The sequence below is a fragment of the Paenibacillus sp. FSL L8-0502 genome (genome assembly GCF_038593055.1).
Taxonomy (GTDB): domain Bacteria; phylum Bacillota; class Bacilli; order Paenibacillales; family Paenibacillaceae; genus Paenibacillus; species Paenibacillus polymyxa_D.
In genome coordinates this window covers 3,542,715-3,561,188 of sequence record NZ_CP151958.1, presented here as the reverse complement: position 1 = coordinate 3,561,188, position 18,474 = coordinate 3,542,715, and the positions used below count along the sequence as shown (strand labels likewise).

The 18,474-nt window shown below is 47.3% G+C and carries 17 protein-coding genes; 16 read left to right on the top strand and 1 reads right to left on the bottom strand.

From position 1 onward, the window contains the following. Positions 1-128: 128 nt before the first annotated feature. The 16 genes from NSQ57_RS15375 to spoVM all read left to right on the top strand — a co-directional run bounded on the left by NSQ57_RS15375 (position 129) and on the right by spoVM (position 17,575). Positions 129-2,015, top strand: coding sequence for a bifunctional homocysteine S-methyltransferase/methylenetetrahydrofolate reductase (locus NSQ57_RS15375; protein ID WP_341070973.1), 1,887 nt, complete (start codon positions 129-131; stop codon positions 2,013-2,015). Positions 2,016-2,050: 35 nt separating this feature from the next. Beyond that, the gene (locus NSQ57_RS15370; RefSeq protein WP_029517198.1) at positions 2,051-2,938 is read left to right on the top strand and encodes a YicC/YloC family endoribonuclease; all 888 of its coding nucleotides are present in this window, start codon (positions 2,051-2,053) and stop codon (positions 2,936-2,938) included. Positions 2,939-2,994: 56 nt separating this feature from the next. Continuing rightward, the gene (locus NSQ57_RS15365; protein WP_005548256.1) at positions 2,995-3,255 is read left to right on the top strand and encodes a DUF370 domain-containing protein; all 261 of its coding nucleotides are present in this window, start codon (positions 2,995-2,997) and stop codon (positions 3,253-3,255) included. Between the two features lie 14 nt (positions 3,256-3,269). Continuing rightward, the gene (gmk, locus tag NSQ57_RS15360) at positions 3,270-3,842 is read left to right on the top strand and encodes a guanylate kinase (RefSeq protein WP_013310894.1); all 573 of its coding nucleotides are present in this window, start codon (positions 3,270-3,272) and stop codon (positions 3,840-3,842) included. Between the two features lie 122 nt (positions 3,843-3,964). Then, on the top strand, positions 3,965-4,168 hold the full coding sequence (gene rpoZ / locus NSQ57_RS15355; protein WP_013310893.1) for a DNA-directed RNA polymerase subunit omega: 204 nt from the start codon (positions 3,965-3,967) through the stop codon (positions 4,166-4,168). A gap of 90 nt (positions 4,169-4,258) precedes the next feature. Continuing rightward, the gene (coaBC, locus tag NSQ57_RS15350) at positions 4,259-5,563 is read left to right on the top strand and encodes a bifunctional phosphopantothenoylcysteine decarboxylase/phosphopantothenate--cysteine ligase CoaBC (RefSeq protein ID WP_341070972.1); all 1,305 of its coding nucleotides are present in this window, start codon (positions 4,259-4,261) and stop codon (positions 5,561-5,563) included. After that, positions 5,563-8,139: a primosomal protein N' gene (gene priA, locus NSQ57_RS15345; protein WP_029517200.1), complete on the top strand. Its 2,577-nt coding sequence runs from the start codon at positions 5,563-5,565 to the stop codon at positions 8,137-8,139. Before coaBC ends, priA begins: the two co-directional genes overlap by 1 nt. 139 nt (positions 8,140-8,278) lie before the next feature. Continuing rightward, positions 8,279-8,776, top strand: a complete 498-nt coding sequence (gene def / locus NSQ57_RS15340) for a peptide deformylase (protein WP_013310890.1) — start codon at positions 8,279-8,281, stop codon at positions 8,774-8,776. 6 nt (positions 8,777-8,782) lie between these two features. After that, the gene (fmt, locus tag NSQ57_RS15335) at positions 8,783-9,742 is read left to right on the top strand and encodes a methionyl-tRNA formyltransferase (protein ID WP_069012749.1); all 960 of its coding nucleotides are present in this window, start codon (positions 8,783-8,785) and stop codon (positions 9,740-9,742) included. Next, complete coding sequence (rsmB, locus tag NSQ57_RS15330; RefSeq protein ID WP_165150240.1) at positions 9,739-11,154, top strand: 16S rRNA (cytosine(967)-C(5))-methyltransferase RsmB; 1,416 nt, start codon at positions 9,739-9,741, stop codon at positions 11,152-11,154. The genes fmt and rsmB overlap by 4 nt, the downstream gene beginning before the upstream one ends. A gap of 187 nt (positions 11,155-11,341) precedes the next feature. Continuing rightward, positions 11,342-12,382, top strand: a complete 1,041-nt coding sequence (rlmN, locus tag NSQ57_RS15325) for a 23S rRNA (adenine(2503)-C(2))-methyltransferase RlmN (protein WP_029517204.1) — start codon at positions 11,342-11,344, stop codon at positions 12,380-12,382. A 6-nt stretch (positions 12,383-12,388) separates the two neighbouring features. Beyond that, positions 12,389-13,165 (top strand): Stp1/IreP family PP2C-type Ser/Thr phosphatase, encoded by a 777-nt coding sequence (locus NSQ57_RS15320; RefSeq protein WP_029517205.1) that lies wholly within the window; start codon positions 12,389-12,391, stop codon positions 13,163-13,165. Then, the gene (pknB, locus tag NSQ57_RS15315) at positions 13,162-15,441 is read left to right on the top strand and encodes a Stk1 family PASTA domain-containing Ser/Thr kinase (RefSeq protein WP_029517206.1); all 2,280 of its coding nucleotides are present in this window, start codon (positions 13,162-13,164) and stop codon (positions 15,439-15,441) included. Before NSQ57_RS15320 ends, pknB begins: the two co-directional genes overlap by 4 nt. A gap of 72 nt (positions 15,442-15,513) precedes the next feature. Continuing rightward, positions 15,514-16,431: a ribosome small subunit-dependent GTPase A gene (rsgA, locus tag NSQ57_RS15310; RefSeq protein WP_029517207.1), complete on the top strand. Its 918-nt coding sequence runs from the start codon at positions 15,514-15,516 to the stop codon at positions 16,429-16,431. 4 nt (positions 16,432-16,435) lie between these two features. After that, positions 16,436-17,104 carry a ribulose-phosphate 3-epimerase gene (gene rpe, locus NSQ57_RS15305; RefSeq protein ID WP_029517208.1) on the top strand — a complete coding sequence of 223 codons (669 nt, stop codon included), beginning with the start codon at positions 16,436-16,438 and terminating at the stop codon, positions 17,102-17,104. Positions 17,105-17,494: 390 nt separating this feature from the next. Beyond that, on the top strand, positions 17,495-17,575 hold the full coding sequence (gene spoVM / locus NSQ57_RS15300; RefSeq protein WP_010345573.1) for a stage V sporulation protein SpoVM: 81 nt from the start codon (positions 17,495-17,497) through the stop codon (positions 17,573-17,575). 224 nt (positions 17,576-17,799) lie between these two features. Here spoVM and rpmB read toward each other — a convergent pair whose 3' ends face one another. After that, positions 17,800-17,988 carry a 50S ribosomal protein L28 gene (rpmB, locus tag NSQ57_RS15295; RefSeq protein WP_013310881.1) on the bottom strand — a complete coding sequence of 63 codons (189 nt, stop codon included), beginning with the start codon at positions 17,986-17,988 and terminating at the stop codon, positions 17,800-17,802. Positions 17,989-18,474: the final 486 nt, after the last annotated feature.

Here is an 18,474-nt window from a genome sequence, read left to right as displayed (position 1 = left end):
ATCAAGCCGCTCTACTCCTGATATCATATTGTCGGGGAGTGGGGCGGCTTTTTTAGTTTTTGGCTTATGTTTGAAGTCTCTTTATGTTACATTAGTATGAAAATAAAGAGCGGGGTGGAGCAGAGGACATGAAACCGGATTTGCGTACTGTGCTGAATCGTGAAATTATTGTCGGAGACGGCGCAATGGGGACTTTTTTATATCAGCTAGGATTTCCAGTAAATACGTCTTTCGAAGAACTGAACATCACTTCGCCTGATGTTATATCAGACGTGCATGGTCAATATTTAAGTGCAGGAGCTCGATTGCTGGAGACTAATACATTTTCTGCAAATGATTATAAGTTAGCCCGGTTTGGACTGGAATCTAAGGTAGAAGAGATCAATCGTGCTGGTGTGAGAATTGCCAGAAATGCGGCCGGACCTGAACATTATGTGGTAGGTGCAGTGGGTTCCATATGTGGGGGCAAACGGCTTAACATATCAAAGCTGGAGCTGGCAAGAAACTATGAACAGCAAATTGATGCCCTTCTCTCCGAAGGAGTCGACGGTATTTTGTGCGAAACGTTTTATTCACTGGATGAAATACGCATAGCGCTTCACAGTGTACGTAAATATAGTGATATTCCGGTGATTTGTCAGTTTGCGGTCGATCAGGTTGGTCGTACTCAGGATGGTTTTTTAGTGGCGGAAGCTTTTTCGGTGCTGCGTAATGAGGGGGCAGACATCCTTGGATTTAACTGTCACTCGGGTCCGCAGGGAATTATGAGTGTAATGGAGCAGCTGGACGGCCCTTTGTCTGTACCGTTGTCCGTATATCCGAATGCGGGACTAGCAGATTATGTGGACGGTCACTATGTATACGGTGCATCACCTGAATATTTTGGAGAATGTGCCAAAACCTTTGTAGACCTGGGAACGAGGCTGCTCGGTGGTTGCTGCGGAACTACACCGGATCATATTGCTGCTATATCCAAAGCCTTGAACCGTTTGCAACCGCCTCCTCTTGCTTCAAAAGAAGCTTTGTCGAAAGAGTCCTTTCAAGTGGCGGAGCAGATTGCAGATGAAAGGGAACGAGGAAATGGCAGACATACCAGTGAGCCCAACATCGTGGATCTTGTAAAGGAACGACATACGGTCATTGTAGAACTGGATCCTCCGCGCGATCTGGACATTACGAGGTTTATGCAAGGTGCTCATGCGTTGAAGAAAGCCGGGGCCGACGCGCTTACACTGGCTGACAACTCGCTTGCAGTCACTCGCATGAGCAACATGGCGCTTGGACATTTGGTCAGTATTGAAACAGGCTTGCGTCCATTAATTCATATAGCATGTCGTGATCGCAATCTGATTGGTACTCAATCCCACATGATGGGTTTTGACGCGCTCGGTATTGACCATGTACTGGCGGTTACTGGAGATCCGGCGCGGTTCGGTGATTTGCCAGGCGCCAGTTCGGTGTATGATATGACCTCTTTTGAAATCATACGCATGATCAAGCAATTAAATGATGGTGTCGCATTTTCCGGTAAGCCACTGAAGCAGAAAGCTAATTTTGTGGTAGGTGCCGCATTTAATCCTAACGTCAAGCATTTGGGTAAAGCCGTACAGCGGTTGGAGAAGAAAATTGCCTCCGGAGCCGACTATGTTATGACTCAGCCCGTATACGACCACGAGTTGATTGCAGCCATCGCGGAAGCGACACGACATTTGGAAGTACCGATTTTTATCGGTATTATGCCGCTGGCTAGTGGGCGCAATGCAGAATACTTGCACAATGAAGTACCAGGCATTCAGTTATCCGATGAGGTGCGTGCACGTATGTCTGGTCTTGAGGGTCCGGAAGGACGAACAATGGGTGTGTCTATTGCCAAGGAGCTACTCAATACGGCAATGGAACATTTTAATGGTATCTATTTTATGACTCCATTTATGTTCTATGAAATGACAGCTGAACTGACTTCTTACGTATGGCAAAAATCAGGCCGCGCACAGGCCCCCTTGTTTCGACTATAATAATCAATTACAATAGTATAATGGATGTGATGCCGATGTCATTGAGTATGACCGGATACGGTCAAGCTATCCTTCATTATGAGGGCTATAAAGTGCGCTTGGAATTGAAATCGGTAAATCACCGCTATTGCGAAGTGATGATGAGAATTCCGCGCGAATGGACTCGTTACGAAGATGGCTTGAGAAGAACGGTTCAACAGCAGATTAAACGCGGTCGTATCGATGTCTTTATCCACAGGGAACGTGATGAAGAACAGATGCCCGCCGCGCGGTTAAATGACACTGTGGTGCAGGCTTACCTGCATGCAGCGGAGCAGCTGGCGGATCGTTATGGAGTGAAAGGAACGTTAGGGATAAGCGATATTCTTGCTTTGCCTGACGTTCTGGGTGAGCCTGGAGAGGCTTTCCATGGAGACGAAGAGGACTGGGAAGAGCAACTACAGCGAGCTTTGAATGAAGCTTTGCAAGGTTTACTGGAGATGAGAAGGCGAGAAGGCGGGCATTTGGCGCAAGATGTGAAATCCCGTATTTTACGTCTGGAATCCCTGCATCATGAAATGACGGTGCTGGCTCCTCATGTTGTGAGCGACTACCGTAACAGGCTGAAACACAGGCTTAAAGAGCTTCAGGACGGTTCATTTACGCTTGATGAACATAAGTTCGGAATGGAGATTGCGTTATTCGCGGATCGCAGCAATATTGATGAGGAACTTACCCGGCTTCAAAGTCACTTTGGGCAGTGCAAGGGGTTGCTGCTATCGGACGAGCCGGCCGGTCGCAAATTAGATTTTTTAATCCAGGAAATGAATAGAGAAGTCAACACGATCGGCTCCAAGGCTAATCATCTCAACTTGGTTAATTTGGTCGTTGAGATGAAAGCAGAGCTCGAGAAAATTCGTGAGCAGGCTGCAAATATTGAGTAGCTACCTGGTAGCGGCACGGCTGCAAGAGTCACATGTATAGGGGGAAAGACCTGAATATGGCAATCAAATTGATCAATATTGGTTTCGGCAATATCGTGTCGGCCAACCGAATTATCTCCATCGTCAGTCCGGAGTCTGCTCCGATCAAGCGGATTATACAGGAAGCCAGGGACCGTCATATGCTAATTGATGCTACCTATGGCCGCCGGACGCGGGCTGTTATTATTACAGACAGTGATCATGTAATCCTGTCTGCGGTGCAGCCGGAGACGGTCGCTCATCGCCTATCCACTAAAGATGATGACAATGACGAATAAAAATGGAGTGTACTATGGCTAAGGGATTATTATTTGTAATATCCGGACCTTCGGGTGTCGGTAAAGGGACGGTAGGCAACGCATTGCGTGACAAGCTACCAGAGATAACGTACTCCGTTTCTGCTACAACTCGAACACCTCGTTCGGGTGAACAGGATGGAGTGACCTATTTTTTTAAAACGCGTGAAGAATTTTTGGGTATGATTGAACGAGATGAAATGCTGGAGTATGCTGAGTATGTAGGGAACTATTATGGTACTCCACGTGATTTTGTAGATCAGACGCTTGCGCAGGGAAAAGATATTTTTCTGGAGATTGAAGTTCAGGGAGCGCTAAAGGTTAAAGAAAAATTTCCAGAAGGCATATTCATTTTTCTGCTTCCGCCTTCGCTAGATGAATTAAAGGATAGAATCAGGGGACGGGGCACAGAAACTCAAGCGACCATAGACCACCGTATGTCGGTAGCTGTGGATGAAATGAATCTGTTGCGTCACTATGATTATGCGGTTGTCAATGATGAGATTGATTTCGCTTGTAAACGAATAGAATCCATTATTATCGCCGAACATTGTAAGGTTCATCCTTAAACGAGGGCTTTACATATGCCAAGCGTACCTAAAGAGAAATAATACTGTATAAGCTGAGCTTGAAGGTGTACACTGGAGTTCAGCTTATACAGTCCCAAAACTACATGAAGAGGTGTCTATTCGTGCTGTATCCTTCCATTGATGAAATGATGAAAAAGGCAGATAGTAAGTATTCGTTGGTTGTAGCGGCTTCACGTCGTGCCAGACAGTTGCGCGAGGGTGAAAAGACGACTCTCAAGAATCCTAAATCCCACAAACAGGTTGGAGTGGCGTTGGAAGAGATTTACGCGGATCATCTGCGTCTTGAAAGCGGCGAAGACGAGTAAGAATTATACACAACTATTATAACCGGGCGCAATGCCAATTCCTTTGACAACCGCAAGGTTGTTATTTTTTTAGGTCAGGGGGAGTTAACGATGTTGAAGGGGAAAGTTATTATTCTTGGTATAACCGGTGGAATTGCTGCTTACAAAGGGGCTGCGTTATGTAGTAGGTTGACACAAAAGGGCGCCGATGTTCATGTGATTATGACAGCCTCTGCTAAGGAGTTTATTACCGAGCTTACACTGCAGTCGCTCTCTCGTAATCCGGTGTACAGTGATACGTTTGATGAAAGAGAGCCGTCCGTCGTATCCCATATTCATCTGGCAGATGCGGCTGATTTGGTGCTTGTTGCACCTGCAACTGCGAATATTATTGGAAAAATGGCGCATGGCCTTGCTGATGATATGTTGTCTACAACGTTGTTGGCTACAACAGCGCCTATTATGGTGGCACCTGCGATGAATGTACATATGTACACTCATCCGGCAGTCATGCAAAATATGGAGACGCTTGTATCACGTGGTGTGAAGATGATTGAGCCTGGTGAAGGATTACTGGCTTGCGGTTACGTTGGCAAAGGACGTTTGGAAGAGCCGGACACAATTGTGCAAACGATAGAGCACTTTTTTGATCAGCAAGCCCAGGAACAAAAAAACAACATTAAGTCTGAATCCCGATGGTTTGGTGGCGAATCTGTGGAGGCTCAAGTGCCTGAGTCACCTGTGAATGAGAATGAATCGGTGTTTTTAGGTAAAAAAGTCATTGTAACGGCTGGAGGCACGATCGAGCGAATTGATCCAGTGCGTTATATCACAAATGATTCATCTGGAAAAATGGGCTTCGCCATTGCAAAAGTGGCTCAAAAGATGGGGGCAGAGGTGCACTTGATTGCTGCCAATACCAGTGCGGAACCGCCTGCTGGTATTATGCTTGAAAGAGTCCAGTCGGCTGAAGACATGTACGCAGCTGTATTAAAACAATGGGAAACGAGCGATATGGTCGTTATGGCTGCTGCAGTTGCAGATTATCGACCACGTGAGATAGCACAGACCAAGATCAAGAAAAAAGATAGTGTATTTACGCTAGAGTTAGTGAAGAACGTCGATATTCTAGAATCACTCGGACGGAGTAAGAAACATCAATTTTTAATTGGCTTTGCAGCTGAAACTGAACATTTGGAGACGTATGCGAAAGATAAATTAGAACGTAAAAATTGTGATTTGATCGCGGCAAACGATGTAACTGTGAATGGTGCTGGTTTTGGCGTCGATACGAATGCTGTTCAAATTTATGACCGAAGCGGGATCGTTGAGCGTATTCCTGTACAGTCAAAGGAAGAAGTTGCGCGTAAGTTGCTTACTATAGCCGCGGGACGCATGGGTGGGGTGCTGCATTAATGGAGACGGGCAATTTAGTTGCCAAGGTCATTGTCGATGTACCTGCCAAGGATACGGACCGCACCTTCGATTATCTGATACCGGATTCAATGAGACCTTGGATTGAGCCGGGTAGTCGGGTAGCTGTGCCATTTGGCAAACGGACGGTGCAGGCTTTCGTCATCTCGGTAGTCCCAGCTGAGGAACCACCGAAATACAGGATGAGAGCGATTCAGGAGTTGCTGGATTTGGTGCCACCTTTATCTGCCGACCTAGTCGAACTGGGCAAGTGGATGAGTGAACGTTATGCTTGTAATCAAATTATGGCATTGCAAGTGATGATTCCTACCGCGCTCAAAGGCAAAGCAGAACGTTATATCTCAATTGCGGAACAGCATGAGTTAACGCATCCACAGCGTAGTATACAACCGAATCAGGGCGATGAGCTCGAATGGGCACTTCTGACCGACGATGGTATGAGTGATCCGACAGAGCGTCGGATTGTCAGCTTCATTCAGGAGAAGGAGCAAGTCCCGTTGCAGCAACTCAGTCGACGTTTCCCTGAGGAAGCGGAGGTTATTAAATCACTGTTACGCCGGGGTGTGCTTCAGGAAAGTCAAGTTATTAAAGACAAGCTTGGCAAAAAGACCATGAAATCCGTTGATCTGGCTATCGGCATAGACGAGGCATCAACGGTACTGGAGCAATTTTCTGCCAAAGCACAGCGTCAGCGGGAGGTACTTGCTTTTTTGCTGGAACGTAGCGAGTTTTTGCCTCTGTCGCTCAAGGAAGTCATGACCTCATTGAGTGTGTCTGCTGCAACGGTTAAGGCGCTGGAAGATAAGGGCTATGTGTTGCTGGAGGATGTCGAAGTGTTCCGCGACCCGTACCGGGGCAGACACTTCAAGCCTACAGAGCCACTCCCTCTCACAGCAGAGCAGCAGTCGGTGTATGAACGGATTATTCGCCAGCTGGACACGCGTGAGCAAGGAGCTTATTTGTTGCATGGAGTCACGGGGAGCGGTAAGACGGAAATTTATCTACAGACGATTCAACGTTGTATCGAGCAGAATCGGCAGGCCATTGTGCTGGTACCTGAAATATCGTTAACCCCACAAATGGTTGAGCGTTTTAAAGGTCGGTTTGGCGATCAGGTAGCAGTGATGCACAGTAGGTTGTCTGGAGGAGAACGGTACGATGAGTGGCGCAAAATACGCGAAGGCCGTGTGAAAGTGGCGATTGGTGCTCGCTCGGCAGTATTTGCGCCTTTTCGTGAGTTAGGTCTTATTATTATGGATGAGGAGCACGAAACGTCCTATAAGCAGGAAGAGACACCTAAATACCATGCGCGTGATGTCGCCATTCGCAGAGCCCATCAGCATGGGGCTGTCGTTATTCTCGGCTCGGCTACACCGTCGCTGGAAAGCTACTATGCGGCTCGCTCACAAAGCAACGACGAGTTTGCGCCGTTGCTACTTGAAATGCCAACTCGCGCATTGGGGAACACGTTACCCGAAGTACATATCATGGATATGCGTGAGGAACTGCGTGCTGGCAACCGCTCTATGTTTAGCCGTGCGTTGCATAATGGGATTGCAGAGCGGTTAGAGCGTAAGGAGCAGACGGTGCTCCTGTTGAATCGGCGTGGACACTCCACATTCGTCATGTGCCGTAGCTGTGGCTATGTGGCGGGCTGTCCGCATTGTGATATTTCGCTTACGTATCATCAGCGGTCGAACAATTTACGTTGTCATTACTGTGGTTATTCCGAGCCTGTGCCTCAGACTTGCCCTGAATGCGGTAGTGAGCATATTCGCTATTTCGGTACAGGTACCCAGCGAGTGGAAGAAGAGCTGGCGAAGCTATTCCCCGGTATACGTGTTGTTCGAATGGATGTTGATACAACGACAGAAAAAAATGCCCACGAAAAGCTCCTCAAGCAATTTCGTGATAAAAAAGCGGACGTGCTGCTCGGTACTCAAATGGTTGCCAAAGGCCTGGACTTTCCCGATGTGACACTGGTTGGTGTCATTACTGCGGATTCAGCTCTCAATTTACCGGATTTTCGGGCTGCGGAAAAGACATTTCAGCTGTTAACACAAGTAGCTGGACGTGCTGGGAGACATCAATTGCCAGGGGAAGTATTCGTACAATCCTATACTCCAGAGCATTATTCGGTGATTCACGCAAGTCGCCATGATTATGCTTCTTTTGTGAGGGAAGAATTGAAACACCGCCGCAATTTGCACTATCCACCATATTGCCGTCTTATTTTGGTAACCTTTTCTCATGAACAACTCCCGGTGCTGGTCCGGCTGGCAGAGAATTATTCAGCAACACTACAGGGACGGGCCAGACAACGAGGCTGGTTCGGGAATATGGATCGTCTTACATCGGATGTACTCGACATTTTGGGGCCAGTAGCTTCTCCCATTTCGAGAATCAAGAATAGATACCGATTTCAATGTATGATAAAATGGCGTGGAAATATCGACGCGATTAGTTTGGCTCAGCAAGTAGCTGATGAAATGGCCGAATCCGCACAGGCGCAAAAGTTGCTGATTAGTCTGGATGTTGATCCACAAATGCTTATGTAGAGCGTTGCCACAAAAGTTATTAGCACAATTAATGCGGACAAGTCGTCCGTACATAGGATAATGTAGCAGTCGCGTTTGTGATGAATACAGTTAAGCCTAAACGAAGGAAAAAGGATAAAGAGGAAGGTGTTCTGTTGTCATGTCAATTAGAATTATAGTGTTGGAGCCGGATGATGTATTGCACAAAGTAGCAAAGGAAGTTACTAAAATTACACCTAACGTGCAAAAGCTGCTCGACGATATGGCAGATACGATGTATGAAGCGGAGGGTGTAGGTCTTGCTGCTCCGCAAGTAGGTATTTTGAAGCGTCTCATCGTTGTAGATGCTGGAGATGAACATGGTTTGATTAAAATGATCAACCCAGAAATCGTGGCCGAAGAAGGGGAGGAATTGGGTCCAGAAGGCTGCCTGAGTATACCAGGGTTGAACGGGGATGTGCGTCGTGCCGAGAAAGTTACAGTCAAGGGACTGGACCGCGAGGGTAAGGCCATTACCGTTACAGCGACAGGATTGCTTTCTCGTGCTTTTCAGCATGAAATCGACCATTTAAATGGAATTTTGTTCACGGATATTGCAGAAAAAGTATATGAGGTTGCGCTGGAACAGCCAGGACCGAACCGTCAGATAGGAGAGTGAGGTTCGATGAGTCAAGACATTCGTATTATCTTTATGGGTACGCCTGAGTTTGCAGTGCCATCGTTGAACATGTTATTGGATAATGGTTATAACGTGGTCGGTGTGATTACACAGCCCGATAAGCCACAGGGACGGAAAAAAATATTGACGCCTACACCAGTTAAGGAAGCGGCAGAAAAACGCGGATTACCTGTACTGCAACCGACCCGCCTGCGCCAGCCAGAAGCGGTGGCTCAGGTGGCGGAGCTGCGTCCTGATCTGATCGTAACCGCAGCCTATGGGCAAATTTTGCCAAAATCCGTACTAGACCTGCCTCGTTTCGGCTGCCTGAATGTGCATGGTTCGTTACTTCCCCGTTATCGGGGAGGTGCACCGATCCAGCGTGCGATTATTAACGGTGAGACCGTGACGGGTGTGACGCTGATGTATATGGCAGAAGGACTGGATACTGGCGATATGATATCGCGAGTTGAGGTTGCTATAGGACCGGAGGATACCTCCGGTACGATTTTTGAGAAGCTAAGCGTAGCTGGAGCAAAGCTTTTGCAGGGCGAGCTGCCTAAATTGCTGGCTGGGCAATCAGACCGTACGCCGCAAAACGAGGACGAGGCGACCTATGCTCCGAATCTGAACCGCGACGATGAGCGTATTTCGTGGAGTGACAATGCACAGCAGATATACAACCGGATCCGCGGCCTTGTTCCTTTTTCGGGCGCGTTTACGCTTTGGGAGGAAAATGTTTTTAAAATATGGGCTGCTGAGCAGCCTTTCATAAATAATGAAGTGAGTGGCTCAAATGCTCCAGCACCCGGAACGGTTCTTCAATTGACCGCTCGTGGCATTGAGGTGCAGACAGGCGAAGGAACTCTTTGGCTGACTCAGGTTCAACCGGCTGGCAAAAAGGTTATGGATGCCGGAACCTTTGCGCGCGGCGGACAGATGAAGCCAGGCACGGTGCTCGGATGAGCGGGAGTCACTCCCGTCGGGGAGGCCAAGGCAAGGGAGTGGGTGCCAGATCCGGCAATACTCGCAAACAGACGGCGCGGGAAGTTGCACTTGATGTGTTGACCGGTGTGGAGCAAGAGGGTGCGTATAGCAATCTTGAATTGAATCGTCGACTTCAGCAGGCAGGTTTATCTGCAAGTGACGCTGGTTTGGCGACTGAACTTGTATACGGTACAGTCGCACGCCGAAATACACTAGATTATTTTTTGAATAAATTTGTTCAAAAAGGAACGGCCAAGCTTCAGGCTTGGGTACGTTCGTTGCTGCGGATGAGTGTGTATCAGGTGGTGTATCTGGATCGAGTTCCAGATCATGCAGTCGTTAGTGAAGCGGTGACCATTGCCAAGCGTCGTGGACATCAGGGGATTTCCGGTATGGTCAACGGCGTGCTCCGCAGCATGCTGCGTGAGCCGGACAAGCTGCGTATTCCTGACGATTTGTCACCAGAGGAACGGATTTCATTAGAACATTCTCATCCACAGTGGCTGGTTAAGCGTTGGATTAAGCAATACGGTGCAGATACTGCTGAGGCTATTTGTCAGGCTAATAATATGCCCCCTGCGGTCAGCGTACGGGTGAATACGACAATGACCAGCCGTGATCAGCTGCTGGACGAGATGCGCTCAAAAGGACTTGATGCCGTTCCTTCGGCAGTTAGTCCCTATGGCATTGTTGTTCGTAGCGGTGGCAATATGGCGCTTACCTCGTGGTATACGGACGGCTTGCTGTCCGTACAGGATGAAAGCTCTATGCTCGTTGCCGAAGCAGTTGCTCCTGAGCCCGGTATGCTGGTACTGGATTGCTGTGCCGCTCCAGGCGGCAAAACAGCTCATATGGCTGAGCTGATGAAGGATCGCGGCCAGATCATTGCAAATGATCTGCATGCCCATAAACATCAATTAATCCGTGAACAGGCTAAACGACTTGGCCTGGATGCCGTGGAAACAGTCACTGGTGATGCGCTAGAACTGAAGGAACGATATGCCCCAGCTTCTTTTGACCGTATTTTGCTGGATGCGCCATGCTCTGGCTTTGGAGTAATTCGTCGTAAACCGGACCTGCGTTGGAGTAAAACTGCGCAGGATGTTCGCGACATTACACAGCTTCAGCATGAGCTGCTGGATAGTGTAGCGGGACTGTTGAAGCCAGGTGGTATTCTGGTCTACAGCACATGCACGATTGAGCCGGACGAAAATGAAGGACAATTGACTCGGTTTTTAAGCGAACATCCAGAGTATGAATTGGCAGAGGGTCATTCCTTCCCGGACGTGAGCCGCGAAAAGGATAGTATACAGGGAGGCTCGGTACAGCTGTTACCGCAGCATTTCCACAGCGACGGATTTTATATCGCGCGCCTGCGTCGGGTGAAATAGCGCGGAAGAGAATTCCATGCAGCTGCCCACCAGCATTTCCACATTCCGCCGGAACATTTCCGGCGGTTTTTTGCATGAAAACGAAAAATTTTTACCCCCTCAGGGATTTGTGCTAAAATAGGAAGAATGAAAAATACGATCTGCGATCAAACAGAACTTAATGAAGAAGGAACGGGTGCAAACATTGATGAAACCTTTTATATATGATTTAACTTTGGAGGAGCTTCAGGACTGGGCCAAGAACAATGGCGAGCCTGCTTTTCGTGGAGGACAAATTTTTGACTGGCTGTATGTGAAGCGGGTCAATGATTTCAGCGAGATGACGAATTTGCCCAAGGCGCTGAGAGAGAAGCTTGAGGAGCAATTTAGTTTTGTGACGCTTAGTGAAATTACAAAGTTGGAATCAAAGGACGGTACAGTAAAATTCCTGTTCGGTTTGCATGATGATCATGCCATTGAAACGGTCATTATGAGACACAATTACGGAAACAGTATTTGTGTAACGACACAAGTGGGTTGCCGAATTGGTTGTACTTTCTGTGCTTCGACGCTTGGAGGCCTCAAACGAAACCTGACAGCTGGTGAAATTACTGCACAGGTAGTACAGGCTCAGAAAATTTTGGATAAAACGAATGAACGAGTGAGCAGCATCGTGATTATGGGCTCGGGCGAGCCTTTCGAAAACTATGAAGCGACCATGACGTTTTTGCGTACAATGGTTCATGAAAAAGGTCTGAACATTGGTCAACGTCATATCACAGTGTCGACCAGCGGTATTGTACCGAATATTTATAAATTTGCCGACGAGGATACCCAGATTAATCTGGCAATATCCATTCATGCGCCTAATGATGCACTTCGGTCGAAGCTAATGCCTGTAAATCGGCGTTATCCCTTTAAGGATGTTATGGATTCTCTACGTTACTATCTTGCTAAGACGGGGCGGAGAATTTCGTTTGAATATGCCCTGATTGGTGGGGTAAACGATCAGGCAGAACATGCTGAAGAGCTAGCGGATGTGTTAAAGGACATGCTGTGTCACGTTAATTTGATTCCAGTCAACCATGTGCCTGAGCGCAAGTATGTGCGCACATCGCGTAGCGATATTTTTAATTTTCAACGTATTCTTGCCGAAAAAGGCGTCAATGTGACGATCCGGCGTGAACAGGGTCACGATATTGCCGCTGCCTGCGGTCAGTTGCGTGCAAAGCATATGGAGTTGGGGTGAAACCATTTGATCAAAACAGTTCATGTCAGCCATGTCGGACGTGTACGTTCGGTGAATGAGGATTCTGCCTGGATCAGGCACTTAGAGCAAGGCTATATTCTTGGGATTGTTGCCGATGGTATGGGGGGGCATTTGGCCGGTGATACGGCCAGCCGCCTTGCGGTAGAGACACTTGCCGCTGATTTGGCGACGCTGGAGAGCGGATTATCCGCACATTCTTTGACGGCGGCGCTCAGCGACGCTATTTTGCATGCCAATGAAGTCATCTTCCAGACGGCTGCACGCGATGAGAAGTATCATAATATGGGAACGACAGTTGTTGCGGTTTTACTATACGACGCATCCGGAATTATCGGACATATCGGTGACAGTCGCGCCTATGTCATATCCAAAGGAGCGGTACGTCAGCTTACAGAAGACCATACTTTGGTTAACGAGCTGTTCAAAAACGGTCAGATCAGTAAGGAAGAACGGGAGAACCATCCTCGTCGCAATGTACTGACACGGGCGCTGGGCACTGATTCCGAGGTGAAAGTGGATATTGACTCCATTACGCTGGATAAAGGCGATGTACTGTTACTGTGTAGCGACGGATTAAGCAATCTGGTAACGGAAGAACAAATCAGTAAAGTAGTAGGTGCCGCAGAGAATCCTTTGGAGGAGCGTGCGGATCGTCTGCTACATCTGGCGTTGCTTGCCGGAGGAGACGATAACATTACTGTAGCTTTGTTTGAATTGCCCGATGACACGGTTTCATTGAATGAAAAGGGGTGTGACGCATGATCGGGCACCTGCTAGGGGGAAGATACGAAATTATTGAGCGTATCGGTGGCGGCGGTATGGCTCTGGTGTACAAGGCTCAAGACATTTTGCTGAATCGCAATGTCGCAGTTAAAGTGTTGCGCCAGCAATTTGTTCATGACGAGGAATTTATTCGCCGGTTTCGGCGTGAGGCGCAGTCTGCGGCTTCGCTTTCGCATTCGAATGTGGTCAGTATTTATGATGTCGGCCAAGAGGATGAAATCCATTATATTGTAATGGAGTGCATCGAAGGTAAAAATTTGAATGAGATTATTAAAGAACGTGCGCCATTGCAAGTGGATGAAGCAGTACGGATTGCTTCCCAGATTTGTGATGCGCTGGAGCATGCTCACCAAAATCAGATCATTCACCGAGACATCAAGCCTCATAATATATTAATTGGACGTAATGGACGGGTTAAGGTAACCGATTTTGGGATTGCTAGAGCTGTTACGTCAACGACCATTACCCAGACGGGTTCTGTTGTAGGTTCTGTTCATTATTTTTCACCTGAGCATGCAAAGGGTGTCGTCACCGGCGAAAAATCGGACTTATATTCTTTAGGTATTGTCTTATATCAAATGCTGACGGCGCAGCTCCCTTTCCTCGGAGAAAGTCCAATTAGTGTAGCGCTCAAGCATTTGCAAGAGGAGTTTGAGGAACCGCGTAAAATTAATCCGTTGATTCCGCAAAGTGTGGAAAATGTCATTCTAAAATCCATGCGCAAAAATCCAGAAGAGCGTTATCAATCGGCAGATGAAATGCTAAAAGATTTGGAAACCTGTTTGCTGCCGGGACGGCGTAATGAATCCAAGCTGGAGTTTACACATTTGGATGATGAGGATCAAACACGGGTTATTCCGGCTATTAAGCCTCAACAATTAGGGATGTCTTCTAGCGGGGAAGATGTACCTGCCCAACCGCGTGAGTCTGAACAGCTTCCGAGCAAGCAATCGTCCAAGAAAAATAGAAAAAAAGCGATCTTGTGGGTAACACTAGTGTTGGTGTTACTTCTGTGCATGGGCGGAGTGGTGTACTATGTGCAAAGTGTACTTGTCGTGCCTGAGGTAAAAGTACCAGGTGTATTGACACAAACAGAAGACCAAGCGAAGGTTAATCTCAGTAAAGCGGGTTTACTCATTGAGGAGCCAATCCAGCATGAATACAAAGAGGGGATCGCGCCTGGAATTGTATTTTATCAAAGCTATCCTGCAGATTCTTTAGTCAAGGAAGGAACCAAGATTAGTCTGAAAGTCGGGATTGCCAAGCCGCTCACCCCAATGCCGGATGTAAAAGGCCAAAGCTACGAGAATGCTGTTAAGCTGCTGACCGCCCAGCAAATTAAGGAGACGCAGATTCAGCAAAATGAGCAGTTCAGTGATCAGGCCGTTGGGACCGTCCTTAGTCAGACTCCAGCTGCAAATGAGCCATTTGATAAGGATTCAGTCCAAGTTGTGCTCACAGTCAGCAAGGGCGCTGACACTGTAAAAATGCCAAGTCTCGTAGGGAAAACGCAGAACCAAGCGGAAAATGAGGTCAAAAAGGCAGGGCTGAAGGTTGGCTCGATTAAAGAAGAATTTAGCTATGAGCAGGAAAAAGGAAGAGTAACCAAACAATGGCCGTCCGAGGCAGGCAGTGAGTTGCCACCAAATACGGAAATTACGTTTTATGTAAGCACTGGTTACCCGCCAGAAGCGATTACGCTGCCATTTAATGTGCCTGTTGCACCGAAGGAAGAGGGTAAAAACAGCAAAATTCGTATTACTTATACGGATGCACGTGGAGAAAATCAGGAATGGGGAAGCCGTACAATTAATACGACACAGGTGTTCACTATCAACCTGCTAATGGCTCCGAACAAAGACAGTGTTGTCTCAGTATTTAGAGATGGTGACTTTATTGATACGTATCCGGTTTCTTATATTGATGCGAAAAATGGAACAGTGACGATGCCTCAAATTGCCCCACCTGCTGGAACTTCACCAACGGATACACCTGATGGTAATTCCTCGCAAAATGGAAGTGGAAACGGCGAGGAAGGTGATAACGGGGGATCTTCTAATGATAGTGGTGACGGTGGAGGCGACTCGAACAATCAGGAGGGCACAGGAGGTAATGGTGACCCTTCCGCCTTTGTTCCTGGAACGAATTCCACGGGGGCTACGCGCAGTGAGTTGGCAGTTAGCCATAAAAACAACCCAGGTCACGCTTCCCACAAAAAGAAGGAAAAAGTGATTGAGGCTGTTCAGCATCAGTAAACGTGCAATAGGAGATGTTCAACCTGCTATACGCAATAAAACTTAAACATTATGAAGGAGGACATCTTACACATGCCTGAAGGTCTGATCGTCAAGGCGCTTAGCGGATATTATTATGTCTCCAGCCTGGATCAGGATGGGCGTCCGGTATCTGGCGAAGCTACGGTACAATGCAGAGCACGCGGCATTTTTAAGAAAAAAGAGATCACGCCTCTTGTCGGTGATCGGGTCGTTTACGAACTGACTGAGAACGGGGAAGGTATGGTCAAGGAGATTAGAAAGCGTACAACGGAGCTGATTCGTCCTCCGGTAGCTAATACCACGCTTGCTGTGCTGCTGTTTTCCTTGCGTGAGCCGGATTTAAACCTGCCTTTACTGGATAAATTTTTAGTCCATATTGAGCACGCCGGGCTGGATACGATTATCTGTCTGACTAAGCGCGATTTGTATGAAGGCAGCCCTTCAGAGGATGACACCGTGCTGACCGTTCAGGAAATGTACCGGAAGATCGGTTATGAAGTGCTGGTAACCAGTGCCCGTACCGGAGAAGGAACGGTTGAGCTTAAGAAGCTGTTGGCTGGTCAAATCAGCGTGTTTTCCGGGCAGTCAGGTGTAGGGAAGTCTTCCATGCTTAATGCTTTGGAGCCTGGGTTAACGCTCGAGACGAGCGCCATAAGCAATAAGCTGGGCCGAGGAAGACATACGACTCGTCATGTAGAGCTTATTCCTTTAGACAACGGAGGGTTTGTAGCAGATACGCCGGGGTTTAGCCAGTTGGATTTTCTGGAGCTGGGTGTGGATGAACTATCTCCCTGTTTTCGTGAATTCCAGCAGTATGCGGAAGGATGTAAATTTCGGGGGTGTACCCATATTCACGAGCCTGGCTGTAAAGTAAGAGAGGCCCTGGAAGAAGGACATATTTCACAGGGACGGTATGATAGCTATTTGCAGTTCTATCAGGAATTAAAAGAAAAAAAACGGAGGTACTAAGTTTATGTTAAAAATAGCACCGTCGATTTTATCCGCTGATTTTGCTCGCTTGGGCAGTGAAGTTGCGGAAGCTGCGGCAGGAGGGGCAGACTGGATTCATGTGGATGTAATGGATGGACATTTTGTATCCAATATTACATTGGGTCCACCTATCGTTCAGGCTATTCGTCCGCATACGACTCTTCCCTTGGATGTTCATCTGATGATTGAGCATCCTGAACGTTATATTGGCGATTTCGTAAAAGCAGGAGCCGATATCATCACTGTTCATGCTGAGGCGTGTGTTCATTTGCATGGTGTCCTTCACTTGATCAAGCAGCAAGGCGCTCTGGCTGGAGTGGCTCTCAATCCGGGTACTTCACCATACGCGATCAAGGAAGTGCTGCCAAATGTAGATATGATTCTAGTGATGACGGTCAATCCTGGCTTTGGAGGACAGTCCTTCATTCCAGAGACGTTGAATAAAATCAGACAAATCCGTGCTTGGTTGAACGAATTGGGTCGTCCAGACGTACATATCGAGGTTGACGGAGGTATTGCGGAGGAGACGGCACCAGCCGTATTTGAAGCGGGGGCTAACGTGCTGGTGGCTGGTAGTGCGGTATTCGGCAGAGCAGACCGCGCAGCGGCTATTGCTACGATTCGGGACAGTGCAGCTCGTTTGTCCAAGTGAAGCTGACCGAAGCATTGTGGATGACTGCCGCGAGCATGGCGACGGGGTTGACCCTTAGCTGTTTCTCGCTTGTGAAGGCTCCTTGGAATGCCGTTCTTTCACTTTTGGCTGTTCTAGTTGTGCTGTTTTATTTTCGTAAAAATGAACGGCGTGGTTTACGAATAGGTTTTGTGGTGTGCAGCGTACTTTATTATATCCTGTTTATTTTCATACTCTCAGCATATCTCTATGTTCGCGGACTTGTCTGATGGTATAGCCTGGGATGGTTGTGCATAAATATGGTTACATGAGCGGGATTCTCATGTAGCCTTTTTTTGTGGGGTAACAACCCTTGACAGGTTGCATAAACTACAGAGAACGGATGCAGGAGGATGATGGGGAGGGTGAGGCATGAAGTTTTACACAATCAAGCTGCCAAAATTTCTGGGTGGATTCGTTAAAGCCATTTTGAATACATTCCAGAAAAACTGAATTCAACGTAATGTAAACACAGGATGTAGGATGAAAGCTAGAGGTACACAGGGCACGCTTCCCGGGCATAACAGATAGGTAGCTCGGTAGTAAAAGATAAGAACGCACGGGAAGGTGCCTGACATTTTGTTCTCCTGAACTAGGCGGATATTACTTTTCGAATAACCAAAAAAGCACCCGTTTAAAACGAGGTGCCTTTTGTTTATAACGATATTTTTTTACGACTACACGCGAGTCACTTTACCGGCTTTCAATGCACGAGTGCTGACATAAACGCGTTTCGGTTTACCGTTAACGAGAATGCGAACTTTTTGTACGTTGACGCCCCAAGTACGGCGATTACGGTTGTTAGCGTGAGATACGTGGTTACCGCTGCCAGGCTTTTTGCCTGTTACAGAACATTTACGAGACATGATTCCACCTCCTATTCTGAAAATAACCAAATTCCATATGGAACGGGTCTCTCTTCAGGCCGACTGGGTCAGCCGGACTTTGTAAGTCACTAACCTGAACAAAACAATACTTAAATATAATATCATAGTCAAAAAAGCTCCGTCAACTGATTCAAAAACTTTATTTATTTCTCTTTCGCATTATAGTACAATATGGGATAGTTATTGTTGCGATTATTTTGTATTTAAATGGAATGTGAATTCTTATTCCAGTCATGCCGGCGGTTCAGAGGCGGGACTATAGTTATCATTCCAGCCGATGATTTATTGTGGGGCAGTTGACTGGTTTTTCATTGTATATGACCTGTAGAAGAACAACCAGACGTGAGTACAAGAGCTTATGAAAGTGTGACATTCGTATTCGTCGTCTGGCTTTAGTATAATTTAATTGAACCTGTAGGCACAGTTGAATAAGGTGTGGTGAAGGTTGATAGTAAAACAAGTGTA

Coding starts and splice junctions, on each gene's coding strand:
- NSQ57_RS15375 (WP_341070973.1), top strand. CDS start 129: ATGAAACCGGATTTGCGTACTGTGCTGAATCGTGAAATTATTGTCGGA.
- NSQ57_RS15370 (WP_029517198.1), top strand. CDS start 2,051: ATGTCATTGAGTATGACCGGATACGGTCAAGCTATCCTTCATTATGAG.
- NSQ57_RS15365 (WP_005548256.1), top strand. CDS start 2,995: ATGGCAATCAAATTGATCAATATTGGTTTCGGCAATATCGTGTCGGCC.
- gmk (WP_013310894.1), top strand. CDS start 3,270: ATGGCTAAGGGATTATTATTTGTAATATCCGGACCTTCGGGTGTCGGT.
- coaBC (WP_341070972.1), top strand. CDS start 4,259: ATGTTGAAGGGGAAAGTTATTATTCTTGGTATAACCGGTGGAATTGCT.
- priA (WP_029517200.1), top strand. CDS start 5,563: ATGGAGACGGGCAATTTAGTTGCCAAGGTCATTGTCGATGTACCTGCC.
- def (WP_013310890.1), top strand. CDS start 8,279: ATGTCAATTAGAATTATAGTGTTGGAGCCGGATGATGTATTGCACAAA.
- fmt (WP_069012749.1), top strand. CDS start 8,783: ATGAGTCAAGACATTCGTATTATCTTTATGGGTACGCCTGAGTTTGCA.
- rsmB (WP_165150240.1), top strand. CDS start 9,739: ATGAGCGGGAGTCACTCCCGTCGGGGAGGCCAAGGCAAGGGAGTGGGT.
- rlmN (WP_029517204.1), top strand. CDS start 11,342: ATGAAACCTTTTATATATGATTTAACTTTGGAGGAGCTTCAGGACTGG.
- pknB (WP_029517206.1), top strand. CDS start 13,162: ATGATCGGGCACCTGCTAGGGGGAAGATACGAAATTATTGAGCGTATC.
- rsgA (WP_029517207.1), top strand. CDS start 15,514: ATGCCTGAAGGTCTGATCGTCAAGGCGCTTAGCGGATATTATTATGTC.
- rpe (WP_029517208.1), top strand. CDS start 16,436: ATGTTAAAAATAGCACCGTCGATTTTATCCGCTGATTTTGCTCGCTTG.
- spoVM (WP_010345573.1), top strand. CDS start 17,495: ATGAAGTTTTACACAATCAAGCTGCCAAAATTTCTGGGTGGATTCGTT.
- rpmB (WP_013310881.1), bottom strand. CDS start 17,988: ATGTCTCGTAAATGTTCTGTAACAGGCAAAAAGCCTGGCAGCGGTAAC.